The 16,758-nt window shown below is 67.2% G+C and carries 25 protein-coding genes; 13 read left to right on the top strand and 12 right to left on the bottom strand.

What is annotated here, in order from left to right; all coding sequences use genetic code 11:
* From rpsC to rpsL, 12 genes are all read right to left on the bottom strand, one after another.
* The gene (gene rpsC / locus MCBMB27_RS08705) at nucleotides 1-747 is read right to left on the bottom strand and encodes a 30S ribosomal protein S3 (RefSeq protein WP_012319192.1); all 747 of its coding nucleotides are present in this window, start codon (nucleotides 745-747) and stop codon (nucleotides 1-3) included.
* 10 nt (nucleotides 748-757) lie between these two features.
* Nucleotides 758-1,144, bottom strand: coding sequence for a 50S ribosomal protein L22 (gene rplV / locus MCBMB27_RS08700; protein ID WP_012319191.1), 387 nt, complete (start codon nucleotides 1,142-1,144; stop codon nucleotides 758-760).
* Nucleotide 1,145: 1 nt separating this feature from the next.
* The gene (rpsS, locus tag MCBMB27_RS08695; protein WP_012319190.1) at nucleotides 1,146-1,424 is read right to left on the bottom strand and encodes a 30S ribosomal protein S19; all 279 of its coding nucleotides are present in this window, start codon (nucleotides 1,422-1,424) and stop codon (nucleotides 1,146-1,148) included.
* A 5-nt stretch (nucleotides 1,425-1,429) separates the two neighbouring features.
* Nucleotides 1,430-2,266: a 50S ribosomal protein L2 gene (gene rplB, locus MCBMB27_RS08690; protein WP_020094256.1), complete on the bottom strand. Its 837-nt coding sequence runs from the start codon at nucleotides 2,264-2,266 to the stop codon at nucleotides 1,430-1,432.
* A 25-nt stretch (nucleotides 2,267-2,291) separates the two neighbouring features.
* A complete protein-coding gene (locus tag MCBMB27_RS08685; RefSeq protein ID WP_012319188.1) occupies nucleotides 2,292-2,588 on the bottom strand; it encodes a 50S ribosomal protein L23 in 297 nt (98 codons plus the stop codon).
* On the bottom strand, nucleotides 2,585-3,205 hold the full coding sequence (rplD, locus tag MCBMB27_RS08680) for a 50S ribosomal protein L4 (RefSeq protein WP_043351248.1): 621 nt from the start codon (nucleotides 3,203-3,205) through the stop codon (nucleotides 2,585-2,587). Before rplD ends, MCBMB27_RS08685 begins: the two co-directional genes overlap by 4 nt.
* Nucleotides 3,205-3,930 carry a 50S ribosomal protein L3 gene (rplC, locus tag MCBMB27_RS08675; protein ID WP_043351246.1) on the bottom strand — a complete coding sequence of 242 codons (726 nt, stop codon included), beginning with the start codon at nucleotides 3,928-3,930 and terminating at the stop codon, nucleotides 3,205-3,207. The genes rplD and rplC overlap by 1 nt, the downstream gene beginning before the upstream one ends.
* Nucleotides 3,931-3,981: 51 nt before the next feature.
* Entirely contained in the window at nucleotides 3,982-4,290 is a 309-nt protein-coding gene (rpsJ, locus tag MCBMB27_RS08670) for a 30S ribosomal protein S10 (RefSeq protein WP_043351245.1), read from the bottom strand.
* A gap of 80 nt (nucleotides 4,291-4,370) precedes the next feature.
* Entirely contained in the window at nucleotides 4,371-5,561 is a 1,191-nt protein-coding gene (gene tuf, locus MCBMB27_RS08665) for an elongation factor Tu (RefSeq protein WP_043348276.1), read from the bottom strand.
* A gap of 58 nt (nucleotides 5,562-5,619) precedes the next feature.
* Entirely contained in the window at nucleotides 5,620-7,695 is a 2,076-nt protein-coding gene (fusA, locus tag MCBMB27_RS08660) for an elongation factor G (protein ID WP_043348274.1), read from the bottom strand.
* Nucleotides 7,696-7,725: 30 nt separating this feature from the next.
* Nucleotides 7,726-8,196, bottom strand: coding sequence for a 30S ribosomal protein S7 (gene rpsG / locus MCBMB27_RS08655; RefSeq protein WP_007557567.1), 471 nt, complete (start codon nucleotides 8,194-8,196; stop codon nucleotides 7,726-7,728).
* Between the two features lie 128 nt (nucleotides 8,197-8,324).
* Nucleotides 8,325-8,696, bottom strand: coding sequence for a 30S ribosomal protein S12 (gene rpsL / locus MCBMB27_RS08650; RefSeq protein WP_007557568.1), 372 nt, complete (start codon nucleotides 8,694-8,696; stop codon nucleotides 8,325-8,327).
* A 720-nt stretch (nucleotides 8,697-9,416) separates the two neighbouring features.
* On the opposite strand from rpsL, the gene MCBMB27_RS08645 reads away from it, so the two are divergent.
* The 13 genes from MCBMB27_RS08645 to rpmD all read left to right on the top strand — a co-directional run bounded on the left by MCBMB27_RS08645 (nucleotide 9,417) and on the right by rpmD (nucleotide 16,757).
* Nucleotides 9,417-10,220, top strand: a complete 804-nt coding sequence (locus MCBMB27_RS08645; protein WP_210187504.1) for an ABC transporter substrate-binding protein — start codon at nucleotides 9,417-9,419, stop codon at nucleotides 10,218-10,220.
* 19 nt (nucleotides 10,221-10,239) lie between these two features.
* Nucleotides 10,240-10,977, top strand: a complete 738-nt coding sequence (locus tag MCBMB27_RS08640; protein WP_075380235.1) for an amino acid ABC transporter permease — start codon at nucleotides 10,240-10,242, stop codon at nucleotides 10,975-10,977.
* Nucleotides 10,974-11,669 carry an amino acid ABC transporter permease gene (locus MCBMB27_RS08635; RefSeq protein ID WP_075380234.1) on the top strand — a complete coding sequence of 232 codons (696 nt, stop codon included), beginning with the start codon at nucleotides 10,974-10,976 and terminating at the stop codon, nucleotides 11,667-11,669. Before MCBMB27_RS08640 ends, MCBMB27_RS08635 begins: the two co-directional genes overlap by 4 nt.
* A 395-nt stretch (nucleotides 11,670-12,064) precedes the next feature.
* Nucleotides 12,065-12,442, top strand: coding sequence for a hypothetical protein (locus MCBMB27_RS08630; RefSeq protein ID WP_043348264.1), 378 nt, complete (start codon nucleotides 12,065-12,067; stop codon nucleotides 12,440-12,442).
* A 445-nt stretch (nucleotides 12,443-12,887) separates the two neighbouring features.
* Nucleotides 12,888-13,256: a 50S ribosomal protein L14 gene (rplN, locus tag MCBMB27_RS08625; RefSeq protein ID WP_010686182.1), complete on the top strand. Its 369-nt coding sequence runs from the start codon at nucleotides 12,888-12,890 to the stop codon at nucleotides 13,254-13,256.
* A complete protein-coding gene (gene rplX / locus MCBMB27_RS08620; protein WP_012319178.1) occupies nucleotides 13,256-13,570 on the top strand; it encodes a 50S ribosomal protein L24 in 315 nt (104 codons plus the stop codon). The genes rplN and rplX overlap by 1 nt, the downstream gene beginning before the upstream one ends.
* Nucleotides 13,563-14,129 carry a 50S ribosomal protein L5 gene (gene rplE, locus MCBMB27_RS08615; RefSeq protein WP_043348261.1) on the top strand — a complete coding sequence of 189 codons (567 nt, stop codon included), beginning with the start codon at nucleotides 13,563-13,565 and terminating at the stop codon, nucleotides 14,127-14,129. Before rplX ends, rplE begins: the two co-directional genes overlap by 8 nt.
* A 40-nt stretch (nucleotides 14,130-14,169) precedes the next feature.
* The gene (rpsN, locus tag MCBMB27_RS08610) at nucleotides 14,170-14,475 is read left to right on the top strand and encodes a 30S ribosomal protein S14 (protein WP_043387382.1); all 306 of its coding nucleotides are present in this window, start codon (nucleotides 14,170-14,172) and stop codon (nucleotides 14,473-14,475) included.
* A gap of 10 nt (nucleotides 14,476-14,485) precedes the next feature.
* Nucleotides 14,486-14,881 (top strand): 30S ribosomal protein S8, encoded by a 396-nt coding sequence (gene rpsH, locus MCBMB27_RS08605; protein ID WP_012319176.1) that lies wholly within the window; start codon nucleotides 14,486-14,488, stop codon nucleotides 14,879-14,881.
* Nucleotides 14,882-14,904: 23 nt separating this feature from the next.
* A complete protein-coding gene (gene rplF, locus MCBMB27_RS08600) occupies nucleotides 14,905-15,438 on the top strand; it encodes a 50S ribosomal protein L6 (protein ID WP_043387380.1) in 534 nt (177 codons plus the stop codon).
* 10 nt (nucleotides 15,439-15,448) lie between these two features.
* Nucleotides 15,449-15,811: a 50S ribosomal protein L18 gene (gene rplR, locus MCBMB27_RS08595; protein ID WP_010686176.1), complete on the top strand. Its 363-nt coding sequence runs from the start codon at nucleotides 15,449-15,451 to the stop codon at nucleotides 15,809-15,811.
* 154 nt (nucleotides 15,812-15,965) lie between these two features.
* Nucleotides 15,966-16,553, top strand: coding sequence for a 30S ribosomal protein S5 (rpsE, locus tag MCBMB27_RS08590; RefSeq protein ID WP_043355033.1), 588 nt, complete (start codon nucleotides 15,966-15,968; stop codon nucleotides 16,551-16,553).
* Nucleotides 16,554-16,565: 12 nt separating this feature from the next.
* Nucleotides 16,566-16,757 carry a 50S ribosomal protein L30 gene (gene rpmD, locus MCBMB27_RS08585; protein WP_043355035.1) on the top strand — a complete coding sequence of 64 codons (192 nt, stop codon included), beginning with the start codon at nucleotides 16,566-16,568 and terminating at the stop codon, nucleotides 16,755-16,757.
* Nucleotide 16,758 lies beyond the last annotated feature (1 nt).

The following is a 16,758-nucleotide window of genomic DNA, read 5'->3' as shown; positions in this document are numbered from 1 at the left end:
TTACGCGTGCTCGCGCTCGCGGCGTCCGCGCTCGCGGCCGCCCTCGCCATCGCGCTCACGGCGTCCGCCGGAGCGGCCGCCCTCTTCCTGGGCCTTCTTATCCTGAGCCATCGGATCGTGCTCAAGGATCTCGCCCTTGAACACCCACACCTTGATGCCGCAGGTGCCGTAGGTCGTGAACGCCGTGGCCGTGCCGTAATCCACGTCCGCACGCAGCGTGTGCAGCGGGACCCGGCCCTCGCGGTACCATTCCTGGCGGGCGATCTCGGCGCCGCCGAGACGACCCGAGCAGTTGATCCGGATGCCCTCGGCGCCCAGACGCATGGCCGACTGGACGGCCCGCTTCATGGCGCGCCGGAAGGCGACGCGGCGCTCGAGCTGCTGGGCGATCGAGTCGGCCACCAGGGTGGCGTCGATCTCGGGCTTGCGCACCTCGACGATGTTGATGGTCACGTCGGCCTTGGTCATCGTGCCGACGAGCTTGCGCAGCTTCTCGATATCCGCGCCCTTCTTGCCGATCACCACGCCCGGACGGCCCGAGTGGATGGTGACGCGGCACTTCCGGTGCGGACGCTCGATGACGATCTTGGAGACCGCCGCCTGCTTGAGCTGCTTCATGAGGGCGGCGCGGATCGCGACGTCCTCGTGCATGAGCTTCGCATAGTCGCCCTTGTTGGCGAACCAGCGGGAGTCCCAGGTCCGGTTGATGCCGAGCCGGAGACCGATCGGATTGACTTTCTGGCCCATCAGATCCTCCTCAGGCCGCTTCGGCCTGGCGGACTTCGCGAACCACGATGGTGAGGTTCGAGAAGGGCTTCAGGATGCGCGCACCGCGGCCGCGGGCGCGGGCGTGGAAACGCTTGAGAACCAGCGCCTTGCCCACGAAGGCCTGGGAGACGACGAGATCGTCCACGTCCAGGTCGTGGTTGTTCTCGGCGTTGGCGATGGCGCTCTCGAGGCACTTCTTGACCTCGGTGGAGATCCGCTTGCGCGAGAACTGCAGCTCGGCGAGCGCCGTGTCGACCTTCTTGCCGCGGATCATCTGCGCCACGAGGTTGAGCTTCTGCGGGCTGACGCGCAGCATGCGCGCGACGGCCTTCGCCTCGTTCTCGGGGAGCGCGCGGGGGGTGGCTTGCTTGCCCATCTCAGCGCCTCTTCGCCTTCTTGTCGGCCGCGTGGCCCGGGAAGGTGCGGGTCGGCGAGAACTCGCCGAACTTGTGACCGACCATCTCCTCGGTGACGTAGACCGGGATGTGCTTCTGCCCGTTGTGCACACCGAAGGTGAGCCCGACGAACTGCGGAAGGATCGTGGAGCGGCGGCTCCAGATCTTGATGACCTCGGAACGCGAGGAGCCCCGCGCCGCCTCGGCCTTCTTGAAGAGGTAGCCGTCGACGAACGGCCCCTTCCAGAGAGAGCGTGCCATAGCGATTACTTCTTGCGGTTGTGGCGGCTGGACAGGATGAACACGTCGGTCCGCTTGTTGGACCGGGTCTTCTTCCCCTTGGTGGGCACGCCCCAGGGCGTGACCGGGTTGCGGCCGCCCGAGGTGCGACCCTCGCCGCCGCCGTGCGGATGGTCGACCGGGTTCATCGCCACACCGCGGTTGTGCGGGCGCTTGCCGAGCCAACGGTTGCGCCCGGCCTTGCCGAGCGAGATGTTCATGTGGTCCGGGTTCGAGACCGCGCCGACGCTGGCGAAGCACTGGCCATGGACCAGGCGCTGCTCGCCGGAGTTCAGGCGCAGGGTCACGTAGCCCTGGTCGCGGCCCACGATCTGCGCGTAGTTGCCGGCCGAGCGGGCGATCGCGCCGCCCTTGCCGATCTTCAGCTCGACATTGTGGACGATCGTGCCCACCGGCATCGAGCCGACCGGAGCAGCGTTGCCCGGCTTGATGTCGACGCTCTCGCCGGCCACCACCTTGTCGCCCGGCTGCAGACGCTGCGGGGCCAGGATATAGCTCTGCTTCCCGTCGGGGAAGTTGATCAGCGCGATGAACGCCGTGCGGTTCGGATCGTACTCGATCCGCTCCACGGTTGCGGCGACGCCGAGCTGCTCGCGCCGCTTGAAGTCGACGTTGCGCAGCACGCGCTTGTGGCCGCCGCCGCGGAAGCGGACGGTGATGCGGCCGAGGTTGTTCCGGCCGCCGGAGGACGACTTGCCCTCCGTCAGCGCCTTCACCGGCTTGCCCTTGTAGAGCTCACGGCGGTCGACGAGCACGAGCTGGCGCAGGCTCGGCGTGACCGGTTTGAATGTCTTCAAGGCCATCGGCTTGGATCCCTAAAACCCGTCCTCAGAGCCCGGTCGTGACGTCGATCGTGTGGCCCTCGGCCAGGGTCACGATCGCCTTCTTCACGTCGGAGCGCTGTCCGCGGAGGCCGCGGAAAATCTTCTTCTTTCCCTTGGTGACAAGGGTGTTCACGGCCGTGACCTTGACGTCGAACAGCTTCTCCACGGCCTCCTTGATCTGAGGCTTGGTCGCCTTGGGGGCGACCCGGAACACGACCTTGTTCTGCTCGGTCAGGTTCGTCGCCTTCTCGGTGATGACCGGGGAGACGACGATGTCGTAGTGGCGCGGATCGGCACTCATTTGAAACGCTCCTCCAGCGCGTCGACGGCGGCCTTCGTCAGGACGAGCGTGTCGCGGCGCAGGATGTCGTAGACGTTGATGCCCTGCACGGGCAGCACGTCGATCTGCGGGATGGCGCGGGCGGCCCGGCCGAAATTCACGTCGACCTCGGCCCCGCCGATGATCAGCGCGTTCGAGAGGCCCATCTTGCCGAAGCGCTCGACGAGACCCTTGGTCTTGTGATCCTCGATCTTGATGTCGTCGACGACGATCAGGGTCGAGGCCTTGGCCTTGGCCGACAGGGCATGACGCAGAGCCAGCGCACGGACCTTCTTGGGCAGGTCGTGGCTGTGGTCACGCGGCACCGGGCCGAAGGCCCGGCCGCCGCCGCGGAACTGCGGCGCCGAGGCCGCGCCGTGACGGGCGTTGCCGGTGCCCTTCTGCTTGTACAGCTTCTTGCGGGTCCGGTTCACGTCCGAGCGGTTCTGCACGGCATGGGTGCCGGCGCGCCGCTTGGCGAGCTGCCAGCGGACCATGCGCTGCAGCAGGTCGGCGCGCGGCTCGAGCCCGAAGATCTCTTCGTTGAGCTCGACCGAGCCGGCACCGGCACCGTCGAGGGTTTTGATATCGAGCTTCATCACGCGGTCTCCTCAGCCGCAGCGGCCTCGGGAGCCGGGGCGGACGCGCCGTTCTCACGGAACTTGCCCGGCAGCGGAACGTCGGCGGGGAGCTTGCGCTTCACCGCGTCGCGGATTTGGATCCAGCCGCCGGCCACGCCCGGAACCGCGCCCTCGACGAGGATGAGGCCACGCTCGGGATCGGTGCGCACGACGCGCAGGTTCTGGGTCGTGACCCGCTCGACGCCGAGGTGACCCGGCATCTTCTTGTTCTTGAAGGTCTTGCCGGGATCCTGACGACCACCGGTCGAACCGATCGAGCGGTGCGAGATCGACACGCCGTGGGTGGCGCGCAGACCGCCGAAGTTCCAGCGCTTGATACCGCCGGCGAAGCCCTTACCGGTCGTCGTGCCGGTGACATCCACGAACTGGCCGGGGATGAAGTGGTCCGCGGTGATCTCGGCGCCGACCGGGATCAGCGCGTCCTCGGACACGCGGAACTCGGCGAGCTTCTTCTTCGGCTCGACCTTCGCGACCGCGAAGCGGCCCCGCTCGGCGGCCGAGACGTTCTTGACCTTGGCCTTGCCGACGCCGACCTGCAGCGCAACGTAGCCGTTCTTCTCGACGGTGCGGTGGGCAACCACCTGGCACTGGTCGATCTTGAGCACCGTGACGGGGACATGCTCCCCCGCGTCCGTAAAGACGCGGGTCATGCCGACCTTCTGTGCGATGACGCCTGAGCGCATAGGTTCTCTCCCTCGCGCGATGAAACGGTAAGCTCTAAGTCCTCAGCGGACTCAGAGCTTGATCTCCACGTCCACGCCAGCGGCGAGGTCGAGCTTCATCAGCGCGTCCACGGTCTGCGGCGTCGGATCGACGATATCGAGCACACGCTTGTGCGTGCGCATCTCGAACTGCTCGCGCGACTTCTTGTCGATGTGCGGCGAGCGGTTCACGGTGAACTTCTCGATATGCGTCGGGAGCGGGATCGGACCCCGGATGGTCGCGCCGGTGCGCCGGGCCGTGGAGACGATCTCCTTGGTCGACGCATCGAGGATGCGGTGATCGAACGCCTTCAGGCGAATACGGATGTTCTGACCGTTCATGATCCTGGAACCTTGAGAGGGACGGCGGGGTGTGCGGGGCCTTGACCCCGCCGCGCCCTGCTAAGGATGCTTGCTCGAGCTCAATCGTTGATGGCGGCGACGACGCCGGCACCGACGGTGCGGCCGCCCTCGCGGATGGCGAAGCGCAGCTTCTCCTCCATGGCCACCGGCACGATCAGCGCCACGTCCATGGTCACGTTGTCGCCCGGCATCACCATCTCGGTGCCCTCGGGCAGCGTCACGATCCCGGTCACGTCGGTGGTCCGGAAGTAGAACTGCGGCCGGTAGTTGGTGAAGAACGGCGTGTGGCGGCCGCCCTCTTCCTTGGTCAGGATGTAGGCCTCGGCCTTGAACTTGGCGTGCGGCTTCACCGAACCTGGCTTGCACACGACCTGGCCGCGCTCCACGTCCTCGCGCTTCGTGCCGCGCAGCAGCACGCCGACGTTGTCGCCCGCCTGGCCCTGGTCGAGCAGCTTGCGGAACATCTCCACGCCCGTGACCGTCGTGGTCTGCGTGTCGCGGATGCCGACGATCTCCACCGTCTCGCCGACCTTGACGATGCCGCGCTCGACGCGACCCGTCACCACCGTGCCGCGGCCCGAGATCGAGAACACGTCCTCGATCGGCATCAGGAACGGCAGGTCGATCGGACGCTCCGGCTGCGGGATGTAGGCATCCACCGTCGCCATCAGCGCCAGCACCGCCTCCTTGCCGATCTTCGGCTCCTTGTCCTCAAGCGCCATCAGCGCCGAGCCCTTGGTGATCGGGATGTCGTCGCCGGGGAAGTCGTACTTCGACAGGAGCTCGCGCACCTCCAGCTCGACCAGCTCCAGGAGCTCCTCGTCGTCGACCATGTCGACCTTGTTGAGGAACACCACCAGCGCCGGAACGCCGACCTGGCGCGCCAGAAGGATGTGCTCGCGGGTCTGCGGCATCGGGCCGTCGGCCGCCGAAACCACCAGGATCGCGCCGTCCATCTGCGCCGCGCCCGTGATCATGTTCTTCACGTAGTCGGCGTGCCCGGGGCAATCCACGTGCGCGTAGTGACGGTTCTGCGTCTCGTACTCCACGTGCGCCGTCGAAATCGTGATCCCGCGCGCCTTCTCCTCCGGAGCCTTGTCGATCTGGTCGTAGGCCGTGAACGTCGCCCCGCCCGTCTCCGCCAGAACCTTCGTGATCGCCGCCGTCAACGACGTCTTGCCGTGGTCAACGTGACCAATCGTGCCAATGTTGCAGTGCGGCTTGGTGCGGGAGAACTTTTCCTTGCCCATCAGAGCCTCCTAGATTCGAATTAGCGTTGCGGAAGAAGAGATGCCTCAGGCCGAAGCCTTAGGCGTACTTGGCGATGACCTTGTCGGCCTCGCCGCGCGGCACCTCTTCGTAGTGGTCGAACTGCATGGTGAAGTTCGCCCGGCCCTGCGACATGGAGCGCAGGTTGTTCACGTAGCCGAACATGTTGGCCAGCGGCACCATCGCGTTGATGACGTTGGCGTTGCCGCGCATGTCCTGACCCTGGATCTGGCCGCGGCGGGAGTTCAGGTCGCCGATGACCGAGCCGGTGTACTCTTCCGGCGAGACGACCTCGACCTTCATCACCGGCTCGAGCAGGACCGAGCCGCCCTTCTGCAAGGCCTCACGGAGGGCTGCACGGGACGCGATCTCGAAGGCCAGCGCCGAGGAGTCGACGTCGTGGTAGGCGCCGTCGATCAGCTCGACCTTCACGTCGACCACCGGGAAGCCGGCGAGGACGCCCGCGCCCAGGACCGAGTTGAGGCCTTTCTCGACGCCCGGGATGTACTCCTTCGGCACCGCGCCCCCGACGATCTTCGACTCGAACTGGAAGCCGGCGCCCGGCTCGTTCGGCTCGACCACGAACTTCACGCGGGCAAACTGGCCGGTACCGCCGGTCTGCTTCTTGTGCGTGTAGTCGATCTCCTGGCGGCGGGTCAGCTTCTCGCGGTAGGCCACCTGCGGCTGGCCGATATTCGCGTCGACCTTGTAGGTGCGGCGCAGGATGTCGACCTTGATGTCCAGGTGGAGCTCGCCCATCCCCCGGAGGATGGTCTGGCCGGATTCCTGGTCCGTGGACACGCGGAAGGACGGATCCTCGGCGGCGAGCTTCGAGAGCGCGATGCCGAGCTTCTCCTGATCGGCCTTCGACTTCGGCTCGACGGCGATCTCGATGACGGGCTCGGGGAACTCCATCTTCTCGAGGATCACGGCCTTCTGCGGATCGCAGAGGGTGTCGCCCGTGCGGGTATCCTTGAGGCCGGCCAGGGCGACGATGTCGCCCGCGAAGGCCTCCTTGATGTCCTCACGGTTGTTGGCGTGCATCAGGAGCATGCGGCCGACGCGCTCCTTCTTGTCGCGCGACGAGTTCAGCACGTTGGCGCTGGTCTCGACCTTGCCCGAGTACACGCGGCAGAAGGTGATCGTGCCGACGTGGGGATCGTCCATGATCTTGAAGGCGAGCATGGAGAAGGGATCCGAATCCGTCGGGTGACGGACGGTCTCTTCCTCGGTCTTGAAGTCGATGCCCTTGATCTCGCCGCGATCGGCCGGGGAGGGCAGGTAGTCCACGACGGCGTCGAGGAGCGGCTGCACGCCCTTGTTCTTGAAGGCCGAGCCGCACAGCACCGGGTGGAAGGCGCGCAGCTGCACGGCCTTGCGCACCAGGCGGCGCATGGTCGCCTCGTCGGGCTCGCTGCCGTCGAGGTAGGCGGACATCGCCTCGTCGTCGAGCTCGACGCAGGCCTCGACCAGCTTGGTGCGGTACTCGACAGCCTGATCCTTCAGGTCGGCCGGGATCTCGGTCTCGTCGAAGTTGGCGCCGAGCGCCTCACCCGTCCAGACGATCGCCTTCATCTTGATGAGGTCGATCACGCCCTGGAAGCTGGACTCGGCACCGATCGGCAGCTGCAGGCAGACGGGCTTGCCGGCGACGCGGTCGATGATGTCGGCGACGCACTTGAAGAAGTCGGCGCCGATCTTGTCCATCTTGTTGACGAACACGACGCGCGGCACGTCGTACTTGTCGGCTTGGCGCCACACGGTCTCGGTCTGCGGCTCGACGCCCTGGTTGCCGTCGAGCACGCACACGGCGCCGTCGAGCACGCGCAGGGAGCGCTCGACCTCGATGGTAAAGTCGACGTGGCCGGGGGTGTCGATGATGTTCAGGCGCTTGTCGCGCCAGAAGCAGGTCGTCGCAGCCGAGGTGATCGTGATGCCACGCTCCTGCTCCTGCGCCATCCAGTCCATGGTGGCGGCGCCCTCATGGACCTCGCCGATCTTATGGGACTTTCCGGTGTAGTAGAGGATCCGCTCGGTCGTCGTGGTCTTGCCGGCATCAATGTGGGCCATGATGCCGAAGTTGCGGTAGTCCTCGATCGCGTGCGTGCGGGGCATCGAATTGCTCCTGAGAGACGGCGGAACCGCTTACCAGCGGTAGTGCGAGAAGGCGCGGTTGGCTTCCGCCATCCGGTGCGTGTCTTCCCGCTTCTTGACGGCGTTGCCGCGGTTGTTGGCGGCGTCGAGCAGCTCGGCGGAGAGCCGCTCGATCATGGTCCGGTCGTTGCGCGAACGGGCCGCCTGGATCAGCCAACGGATGGCGAGGGCCTGGCGACGCTCGGTGCGCACCTCGACGGGGACCTGGTAGGTCGCGCCGCCGACGCGGCGGGAGCGGACCTCGATCATCGGGGCGACGTTGTCGAGGGCGGCGCGGAACACCTCGATCGGGTTGGCGCGGGCGCGGTTCTCGACGATGTCGAAGGCACCGTAGACGATCCGCTCGGCGGTCGACTTCTTGCCCTCGTACATGATGGAGTTCATGAACTTCGTCAGCACCACGTCCCCGTACTTCGGATCCGGGATGATCTCACGCTTCTCGGCAGAGTGACGACGGGACATCTTCTGGAACTCTCGAACGAAAAGATCTTAAGCACCCCGCGCAGGCCGCCTGAGCCGTAAGGCCGGCGACATCCTTGCGAGGCCGTGGAAACGCAGACCGGCGCCCGGGAAAAATCCGGGCGTCCGACTTACTTCGGACGCTTGGCGCCGTACTTCGACCGGCGCTGCTTGCGGTTCTTCACGCCCTGCGTGTCGAGCACGCCGCGCAGGATGTGGTAGCGCACGCCCGGAAGATCCTTCACGCGGCCGCCGCGGATCATCACCACGGAGTGCTCCTGAAGGTTGTGACCCTCACCCGGGATGTAGCCGATCACCTCGAAGCCGTTGGTGAGGCGCACCTTGGCGACCTTACGGAGCGCCGAGTTCGGCTTCTTCGGGGTCGTCGTGTAGACGCGGGTGCAGACGCCGCGCTTCTGCGGGCAAGCGTCGAGCGCCGGAACCTTGTTGCGGCTCCGCTGGATCTTCCGCGGCTGGGCGATCAGCTGGTTGATCGTCGGCATCCTGTGCCCTCTTCCTCGGTCACCTAGGCCGGACTGCACAGGGCAGTCCGCAAAACGAATATGCGCCGGAGGGCCTGTCACGGACCCTCGGCGCGGTGTGGGCAGAGGAGCACGCCCGAAACGAACGCGCTCATACCTACGGATCTGACTTAAGCGTCAGGCGATTTGAACCCTCGGAGCGCGCGGGGCGATGGCGGCGGCGTCAAGGGGGTATGCCCAAGGGCCGTCGGCAGCCGATGGCCGTCCGAAGTGGCGCGCTTCTAGCCGCGGTTGTCCCGCAGGTCAATGCGGTGGCGGCAGAAAACTGCACCGCGCCGGAGGTTAAGGATCGGTCAAGGCGCGGAATCCCCGTCCGCGCGTACATGACCCTCACCGCATCACCGGACCGTCAACCACGGCCGCCCCCGCGTTCGATCCGGGATGGCATCAACCCGCGGCAGAACCCGGGCAAGATCACGCGACTCTTCCTGCCGGTGCAAGAAGAACATCCACCGCCTTTCTCCACGCTTCCCCAGCACGCTGTGCTGATGTTCCGGTGAAAAACGGAAATCCGGTCCGTTGATCGGATTGCGGCTTTCAGAGAATGATGCGGAGGCTCGGGACAGACCGCTCCGATCGTCTTCTCCGGACCGGAGATCGTCTTGCGTCCGGCACCAAAGATCTTTCGTCGTCCGTGAACGGCCCGAGTTTTTGTCACCGCTCCGTCCAATGGAGATTCGCGTGCGCCGCCTCTTCGCTCTGGCCCTGGCAATCCTTTGTTCGGTGGGTGCAGCTCAGGCCGACAGGCTCGACGACATCCGGAAGGCAGGCGTTCTCCGGGTGGCCGTCTTCGACAGCAATCCGCCCTTCGGCTTCGTTGATCGCGTGACCCTGCAGATTGCCGGACTCGATGTCGATTACGCCCAGGCCATCGCCGACAAGCTCGGCGTAAAGGTCGAACTGCGTCCCACCAACCCGGCGAATCGGATCCCGCTGCTGATCTCCGGCAAAGTCGATCTGGTCCTGGCGAACTTCACGATCACGGAGGAGCGGGGCAAGCAACTCGACTTCAGCATCCCCTACTTCGCGTCCGGCCAGCAGTTCCTGACCAAGAAGGGCACCCTGTCGTCCCCCGATCAGCTCAACGGCCTGCGCATCGGCGTCGACAGGGGCACCACCAACGAGATCGTGCTGCGCCGGGACTTCCCGAAGGCGACGGTGGTCGCCTTCGATGACACGCCCTTCGCCTTCACGGCCCTGCGCAACGGCAACGTCCAGGCGATCACGCAGGACGGGCCGAAGCTCGTCGGGCTGCTGGCGAAGGTGCCGGACCGCCAGAATTACGAGATCCCGCCCTTCAGCATCTCCAACGACTATATCGGCGTCGGCATCCCGAAGGGGGAGGGCCGGCTTCGGGATCTCGTGAACGAGGCGCTGCGCGAGTTGGAGGCGCGCGGCAAGGCGGCACAGATCTACGATCGCTGGTTCGGCCCGAATACCGAGCAGCCGCTGCCGCGCCTGTTCCGAATCGGCGACCGCAACTAGCCGAGGCCGGGCGACGGCGATGGGCCAGCTCTTCGGCGACCTGTTGGCGCCTCGCTACCTCGTCTGGCTGATCCGAGGCTTCGAACTCACCCTGGCCCTCTCGGCGGCCGTGTGCCTCGCCGGCACCGGGGTGGGTCTCGCGGCGTGCTGCCTGCGGGAAGCGGGCGGCGCCGCGGCCGGGCGGGCAGTCGCCGGCTTCGTCGGGATCGTCCGGAACACGCCGCTGCTGGTGCAGCTCTTCGTCTGGTACTTCGTGGGCGCAGCCCTGTTGCCGAGCGGCGCGACAACCTGGCTGAACACGCCGCACGCCCTCGATCTGGGATTCGGCGCCGTGCATTGGCCGGCCTACGAGACCCTGGCCGGGTTCTTCGGCCTCACCGTCTATGCGGGCGCCTACATCGCCGAGGAGGGCAGGGCAGGCGTCAACGGTGTCCGCCCCGGCCAGCGGGAGGCGGCCATCGCCCTTGGCCTGACGCCGGTCCAGGCCTTCCGCCACATCGTCCTGCCACAGGCCCTCCGCGTCGCCTGGCTGCCGATCGTCGGCCAGTACCTCAACACGATCAAGAACACCGCCCTCACCATGACGATCGGCCTCGCGGAGCTGTCCTATGCGTCCCGGCAGGTGGAGACCGAGACGTTCAAGACCTTCCAGGCCTTCGGCATCGCGACGCTGCTCTATGTGGGCGCGGTCGCCCTGGTCGAGGCGGCGGGGCAGGCGGTGGCCCGCCGCGCCGCGGCTCCGGGACCGCGCCGATGAACCCTGCGATCATCACCGACAATCTCGGCTACCTGCTGCTCGGCGCCTGGCCCAGGGGCCCGGTCGGCGGGCTGGCGCTGACGCTGATCCTCTCCGGCCTGTCCGGCCTCGCCTCGGCTCTGCTGGGTCTCGTCCTGGGCATCGCCCTGGCGATGAGCGCGGGGCCGTCCCGCGTCGCTCTGACCATCGGGCTCGGCATCTTCCGCGCCGTGCCGATCGTGATGCTGATCTTCTGGAGCTACTTCCTGCTGCCGATCCTGTTCGGCGTGTCGGTTCCGGAGATCGGCACCGTGGCGGCGACCCTGGCGCTCGTCGGCGGGGCCTATCTTTCGTACGGGGTGGCGGCCGGGATCGAGAGCATCGGCCACGGTCAGTGGGAGGCCGGCCTCGCCCTCGGCTTCGGCCGCTGGCCGGTGCTGCGCTTCATCGTCCTGCCACAGGCGCTCAGGGCCATGGTGCCGTCCTTCGTCAATCAATGGACCACGCTCATCAAGGACACCTCGCTCGCCTACGTGATCGGCGTGCCCGAGCTGTCCTTCGTGAGCACCCAGGTGAACAACCGCACCATGGTCTACCCGGCCGAGATCTTCCTGTTCGTCGGCGCCCTCTACGCGGGCCTGTGCGTCGCCCTCGACAGGCTCGCCGCGCGGCTCGTGCGGCGCCGCTCGCGACCGAAGGCGCATCTCGGCTGAGGCCATCCTGACCGGAGCAGGCCCCTGGGTCGCCCGTCGTGCCGGATCGAACGATGGCCGCGACCTCGGATTCGGCCGGCGATGAAACGGTCTCCCGCCGAAACCGTCACGCGATGCGTCCCACTCCGCTGTCGGGGGGAGGAGGCAGCCCAGAGGGGCCGAAGCAATCCGGCGGAGATGAGAGGAGGCCCGTTGACGGCCGGTGCGGCCGCCGTGAGGACCCCGCCCCGGACGCGGGCAAGCCGGCAAATCCTGCCGGGTTGCCGGAGGGGACGTACCGGATCGGGGCAGGGGGGCGCCGGCAGGGTCTACGGAGAATTAAAGCGATCCGTCGAATTGTCGCGATCAACGGGCGGCCCGTGTGCCGCCGCGGGTCTGCGTCAAGGGTTTTGCGTATGGGTTGCGTCGCGGTCAGCAACGTCGTTCCGTTCCGGCGGGCCATTCCCGCCCAGGCACCGGGCGAGTGGGAGGCACGCAGCCGCCGGCGCAGCGAGCAGCGGTCCCTGCTCGATGCCGTCTACGCCACCGGCAGCATGGTCGTCGCCGCCGAGGATCGCGGGACGAAACTGACGGCCTCCCGGCTTCAGGTCTACGGATTCCTGGCGATCGAGGAGGTCGGCGAGGACGGTCTCATGCGGCGGCTCCGCCCCTCCGAAGCGATCCGCGCCCGCTCGGAGCGGCCCTGGCGCCTGTCGAAGCCCGCGAGCGGCGCGTCGGTGACGATCCCGAGCCTCGACGGCTTCCTGTTCGAATCAGGCGGCCAGCCCGCCTGAGTCTCGCCCGAGCGCTCAGCGACCGGTGCGCCGAGAGGCGCGCCGGTCGTCGCGTTTTGAGAGGCACGCCGGCCCGCACGACGCATCCGCAGCGAGTCGTGCGCGCGAGGCCGAATCGGGGCGCGCCGACGATCCCCATGCGACGCGCCCTCTTGCCGGGCGCCGACTGGAACCAGGCCGTGCATCGGGTCAATCCAGCCATGCGCCGCCGACGATTTCGCGCCGCTCCGCTTGCCATCCGGGGCGGCCCGTAGTATCCGCCCGGCCTTCGCGACATTCCGATGGGTGCTCGCACCCTGTGAACGCGGTGACCGCGCCGGTGTCCTTGCGACACCGCCAGCGCGGTCGAACACATGAGCCGGGGACATCAGGTCCCCATCAGGCGTCGTCCGCCGGGCAATACCGTCCGTGTGCGGAAACCCGCCTGAAACAAGGAGTCACGCACGTGATCCAGATGCAGACGAATCTGGACGTCGCCGACAACTCGGGTGCACGCCGTGTGATGTGCATCAAGGTTCTCGGCGGGTCGAAGCGCAAGTATGCCGGCGTGGGCGACGTGATCGTCGTCTCCGTCAAGGAGGCGATCCCGCGCGGTCGCGTCAAGAAGGGCGACGTCATGAAGGCGGTCGTCGTCCGCACCGCCAAGGACGTGAAGCGTGCCGACGGTTCGGTCATCCGCTTCGACAAGAACGCCGCGGTCCTGATCAACAATCAGAAGGAGCCGATCGGCACCCGTATCTTCGGACCGGTTCCGCGCGAGCTCCGCGCCCGCAACCACATGAAGATCATCTCCCTGGCTCCGGAGGTGCTGTAATGGCTGCCAAGATCAAGAAGGGCGACAAGGTCGTCGTGCTCACCGGCCGCGATTCGGGCCGGTCGGGCGAGGTGATCCAGGTTCTGCCGAAGGAAGGCCGGGCCTTCGTGCGCGGCATCAACCTGGTCAAGAAGCACCAGAAGCAGACCCAGAACCAGGAAGGCGGCATCATCTCCAAGGAGGCCGCCATCCAGCTCTCGAACATCGCGGTCGCGGATGCCAACGGCAAGCCGACCCGCGTGGGTTTCCGCATCCTCGAAGACGGGCGCAAGGTCCGGTTCGCCAAGACCACGGGGGATCAGATCGATGGCTGAGGCCGACAAGAACGCCTACACCCCGCGCCTGCGCAAGCACTACGACGAGGTGGTTCGCCAGAAGCTGATCGAAGAGTTCGGCTACAAGAACCCGATGGAAGTGCCGCAGATCACCAAGATCGTGATCAACATGGGCGTCGGCGAGTCCACCGCGGACTCGAAGAAGGCCTCGGTGGCGGCGGGCGACCTCGCCCTGATCGCCGGCCAGAAGCCGGTCATCACCCGGGCCCGCAAGGCCATCGCGACCTTCAAGGTCCGCGAGGGCATGCCGATCGGCTGCAAGGTGACCCTGCGCAAGCAGCGCATGTACGAGTTCATGGACCGGCTGATCACCATCGCGCTGCCGCGCGTGCGTGACTTCCGCGGCCTGAACCCGCGCTCGTTCGACGGCCGCGGCAACTACGCCCTCGGTCTCAAGGAGCACCTCGTGTTCCCGGAGATCTCCTACGACAAGGCCGAGCAGACCTGGGGCATGGACATCGTCGTGGCGACCACCGCCAAGACCGATGCCGAGGCCAAGGCCCTGCTCGCCGCCTTCAAGTTCCCGTTCCGGCAGTGAAGCTCTCGGGCTTCAGACGCGGACACCGGAGATAGACCACATGTCGAAGAAAAGCTCAGTCGAGAAGAATGAGGCTCGCAAGGCGCTGGTGAAGCGCTTCGCGGCCAAGCGGAAGGCGCTCCTCGAGATCGCCAACAACGAAGCCCTCGAGATGGAGGAGCGCTTCGAGGCGCGCCTCAAGCTCGCGGAACTGCCGCGCAACTCGTCGGCCACCCGCATCCGCAATCGCTGCGGCATGACCGGCCGCCCGCGCGCCTATTACCGCAAGATGGGCATCTCCCGCGTGGCGCTGCGCGAGCTTGGCAACCGGGGCCTGATCCCCGGCCTGGTCAAGTCGAGCTGGTAAGGAGGTCCCCATGGTCAACGATCCCGTGGGCGACATGCTCACCCGCATCCGCAACGGCCAGCTGCGCCGTCGCAACGTCGTCCAGACGCCCGGCTCGCGCCTGCGTGCCAGCGTTCTCGACGTCCTGAAGGCCGAGGGCTACATCCGCGATTACGCGGCGACGGACCTCGGCAACGGCCGCACCGAGTTCGCCATCGAGCTCAAGTACTACGACGGGCGCCCGGTGATCCGCGAGATCAAGCGCGTCTCGAAGCCCGGCCGCCGGGTCTACTCGTCCGTCGGCGAGCTGCCGCACGTGGCCGACGGCCTCGGCGTCACCATCGTCTCCACCCCGCAGGGCGTCATGGCCGATCACGAGGCGCGCGAGCGCAACGTCGGCGGTGAAGTGCTCTGCACCGTGTTCTGATCGGGACATAAGGAGGTTATCCCATGTCTCGCGTAGGCAAGAAGCCGGTCCCCGTGCCGGCGGGCGTTACCGCCACGGTCACCGGTCAGACGGTGAAGATGAAGGGTTCGAAGGGCGAACTGTCCTACGACGTCCCGTCGCTCGTCGCCGTGGCGATGAAGGACGGCGCCATCGAGGTGCAGCCCGTCAACCAGTCCAAGCCGGCGCGCTCCCTGTGGGGCACGTCGCGGGCGCAGATCGCCAACATCGCCGAGGGCGTGTCGAAGGGCTTCGAGAAGAAGCTCGAGATCACCGGCGTCGGCTATCGCGCCGCGATGGCCGGCAAGGCCCTCAAGCTGTCGCTCGGCTACAGCCACGACATCGAATACGCGATCCCCACGGGGATCACGATCGCTACCCCGAAGCCCACCGAGATCACGATCTCCGGGATCAACCGCCAGCAGGTCGGTCAGGTCGCCGCCGAGATCCGCGATTACCGCGGACCCGAGCCCTACAAGGGCAAGGGCGTGAAGTACGCGGGCGAGTTCATCTTCCGCAAGGAAGGCAAGAAGAAGTAAGGAGGGCATCATGTCTCGCAAGCTCGAAGCCCTCGATCGCCGCAAGGCGCGCGTCCGCCGCGCGCTGCGGGCCGCCGCCAACGGCCGCCCGCGGCTCTCGGTGTTCCGCTCGTCGAAGCAGATCTACGTGCAGGTCATCGACGACGTCGCCGGCAAGACGCTGGCCGCGGCCTCGTCGATCGACAAGGCCCTCAAGGGCGAACTCAAGACCGGCGCCGACGTCGCCGCCGCCAAGGCGGTTGGCAAGCTGGTCGCCGAGCGCGCCAAGGCCGCGGGCGTCACGAAGGTGATCTTCGACCGCTCCGGCTACATCTACCATGGCCGTGTCGCGGCCGTGGCCGAGGCCGCCCGCGAGGGTGGCCTGGAGTTCTGATCTTAGGGACCTCGCCGGCGGCGCATCCGCCGCCGGCGGCCCCGATCGGGATCTTTGAACGACGGCGGGCCGGACGTGCGGTGCATGTCCGGCATTCGAAGCAATCGAGCGAGCAGGCCCGCCGCCTGCGCCAGTGAGATGAACGGGTAAAGCAATGGCACGTGAACGGGAAGGCGGGGGCCGCGGCCGCCGCGATGATCGCGAGGAGCGCGACAGCGAGTTCGTGGACAAGCTCGTCCACATCAACCGCGTCGCCAAGGTGGTGAAGGGCGGCCGTCGCTTCGGCTTCGCGGCCCTCGTCGTCGTCGGCGACCAGAAGGGCCGCGTCGGCTTCGGCCACGGCAAGGCCCGTGAGGTGCCGGAGGCCATCCGCAAGGCGACCGAGGCCGCCAAGCGCGGCCTGATCCGCGTCTCGCTCCGCGAGGGACGGACTCTGCACCACGACGTCAACGGCCGCCACGGCGCCGGCAAGGTGATCCTCCGCGCGGCTCCGCAGGGTACCGGCATCATCGCCGGCGGCCCGATGCGCGCCGTGTTCGAGACCCTCGGCATGCAGGACGTCGTCGCCAAGTCGCTGGGGTCCTCGAACCCCTACAACCTCGTGCGCGCCACCTTCGAGGCGCTCAAGAACGAGGACAGCCCGCGCTCCGTGGCGGCCCGCCGCGGCATCAAGGTGTCGACCCTCCAGTCGCGCCGCCGCGATGCCGACCCGGCCGACCAGTCCGAAGCCGCGGTCGCGTAAGGGGAGGGTCCGATGGCACAGAAGACTCTCCGCATCGAGCAGATCGGCTCGCCGATCCGCCGCGAGGCCAGCCAGCGCGCGACGCTGATCGGCCTGAAGCTCAACAAGCTCCACCGCGTGTCCGAGCTGGAGGATACCCCCTCCGTGCGCGGCATGATCCGCAAGGTTGCGCACCTCGTGCGCGTCCACGGCGACGTGGCGTGAG

It is taken from the genome of Methylobacterium phyllosphaerae (assembly GCF_001936175.1).
In the GTDB taxonomy this organism is placed as follows: Bacteria; Pseudomonadota; Alphaproteobacteria; order Rhizobiales; family Beijerinckiaceae; genus Methylobacterium; species Methylobacterium fujisawaense.
Note: the sequence above shows the minus strand (reverse complement) of the source record. Positions and strands in the feature narration are given on the sequence as shown.

Bases quoted from the DNA above. Each gene is read 5' to 3' on its own strand.
- MCBMB27_RS08635 (WP_075380234.1), top strand. From the start codon at position 10,974: ATGAACCCTGCGATCATCACCGACAATCTCGGCTACCTGCTGCTCGGC.
- rpsL (WP_007557568.1), bottom strand. From the start codon at position 8,696: ATGCCGACGATCAACCAGCTGATCGCCCAGCCGCGGAAGATCCAGCGG.
- rpsN (WP_043387382.1), top strand. From the start codon at position 14,170: ATGTCGAAGAAAAGCTCAGTCGAGAAGAATGAGGCTCGCAAGGCGCTG.
- rpsH (WP_012319176.1), top strand. From the start codon at position 14,486: ATGGTCAACGATCCCGTGGGCGACATGCTCACCCGCATCCGCAACGGC.
- MCBMB27_RS08685 (WP_012319188.1), bottom strand. From the start codon at position 2,588: ATGAGTGCCGATCCGCGCCACTACGACATCGTCGTCTCCCCGGTCATC.
- rpmD (WP_043355035.1), top strand. From the start codon at position 16,566: ATGGCACAGAAGACTCTCCGCATCGAGCAGATCGGCTCGCCGATCCGC.
- rplX (WP_012319178.1), top strand. From the start codon at position 13,256: ATGGCTGCCAAGATCAAGAAGGGCGACAAGGTCGTCGTGCTCACCGGC.
- rpsS (WP_012319190.1), bottom strand. From the start codon at position 1,424: ATGGCACGCTCTCTCTGGAAGGGGCCGTTCGTCGACGGCTACCTCTTC.
- rpsC (WP_012319192.1), bottom strand. From the start codon at position 747: ATGGGCCAGAAAGTCAATCCGATCGGTCTCCGGCTCGGCATCAACCGG.
- rpsG (WP_007557567.1), bottom strand. From the start codon at position 8,196: ATGTCCCGTCGTCACTCTGCCGAGAAGCGTGAGATCATCCCGGATCCG.
- rplB (WP_020094256.1), bottom strand. From the start codon at position 2,266: ATGGCCTTGAAGACATTCAAACCGGTCACGCCGAGCCTGCGCCAGCTC.
- rplD (WP_043351248.1), bottom strand. From the start codon at position 3,205: ATGAAGCTCGATATCAAAACCCTCGACGGTGCCGGTGCCGGCTCGGTC.
- rplR (WP_010686176.1), top strand. From the start codon at position 15,449: ATGTCTCGCAAGCTCGAAGCCCTCGATCGCCGCAAGGCGCGCGTCCGC.
- rplE (WP_043348261.1), top strand. From the start codon at position 13,563: ATGGCTGAGGCCGACAAGAACGCCTACACCCCGCGCCTGCGCAAGCAC.
- rpsJ (WP_043351245.1), bottom strand. From the start codon at position 4,290: ATGAACGGTCAGAACATCCGTATTCGCCTGAAGGCGTTCGATCACCGC.
- MCBMB27_RS08640 (WP_075380235.1), top strand. From the start codon at position 10,240: ATGGGCCAGCTCTTCGGCGACCTGTTGGCGCCTCGCTACCTCGTCTGG.
- MCBMB27_RS08630 (WP_043348264.1), top strand. From the start codon at position 12,065: ATGGGTTGCGTCGCGGTCAGCAACGTCGTTCCGTTCCGGCGGGCCATT.
- rplF (WP_043387380.1), top strand. From the start codon at position 14,905: ATGTCTCGCGTAGGCAAGAAGCCGGTCCCCGTGCCGGCGGGCGTTACC.
- tuf (WP_043348276.1), bottom strand. From the start codon at position 5,561: ATGGGCAAGGAAAAGTTCTCCCGCACCAAGCCGCACTGCAACATTGGC.
- rpsE (WP_043355033.1), top strand. From the start codon at position 15,966: ATGGCACGTGAACGGGAAGGCGGGGGCCGCGGCCGCCGCGATGATCGC.
- rplV (WP_012319191.1), bottom strand. From the start codon at position 1,144: ATGGGCAAGCAAGCCACCCCCCGCGCGCTCCCCGAGAACGAGGCGAAG.
- rplC (WP_043351246.1), bottom strand. From the start codon at position 3,930: ATGCGCTCAGGCGTCATCGCACAGAAGGTCGGCATGACCCGCGTCTTT.
- fusA (WP_043348274.1), bottom strand. From the start codon at position 7,695: ATGCCCCGCACGCACGCGATCGAGGACTACCGCAACTTCGGCATCATG.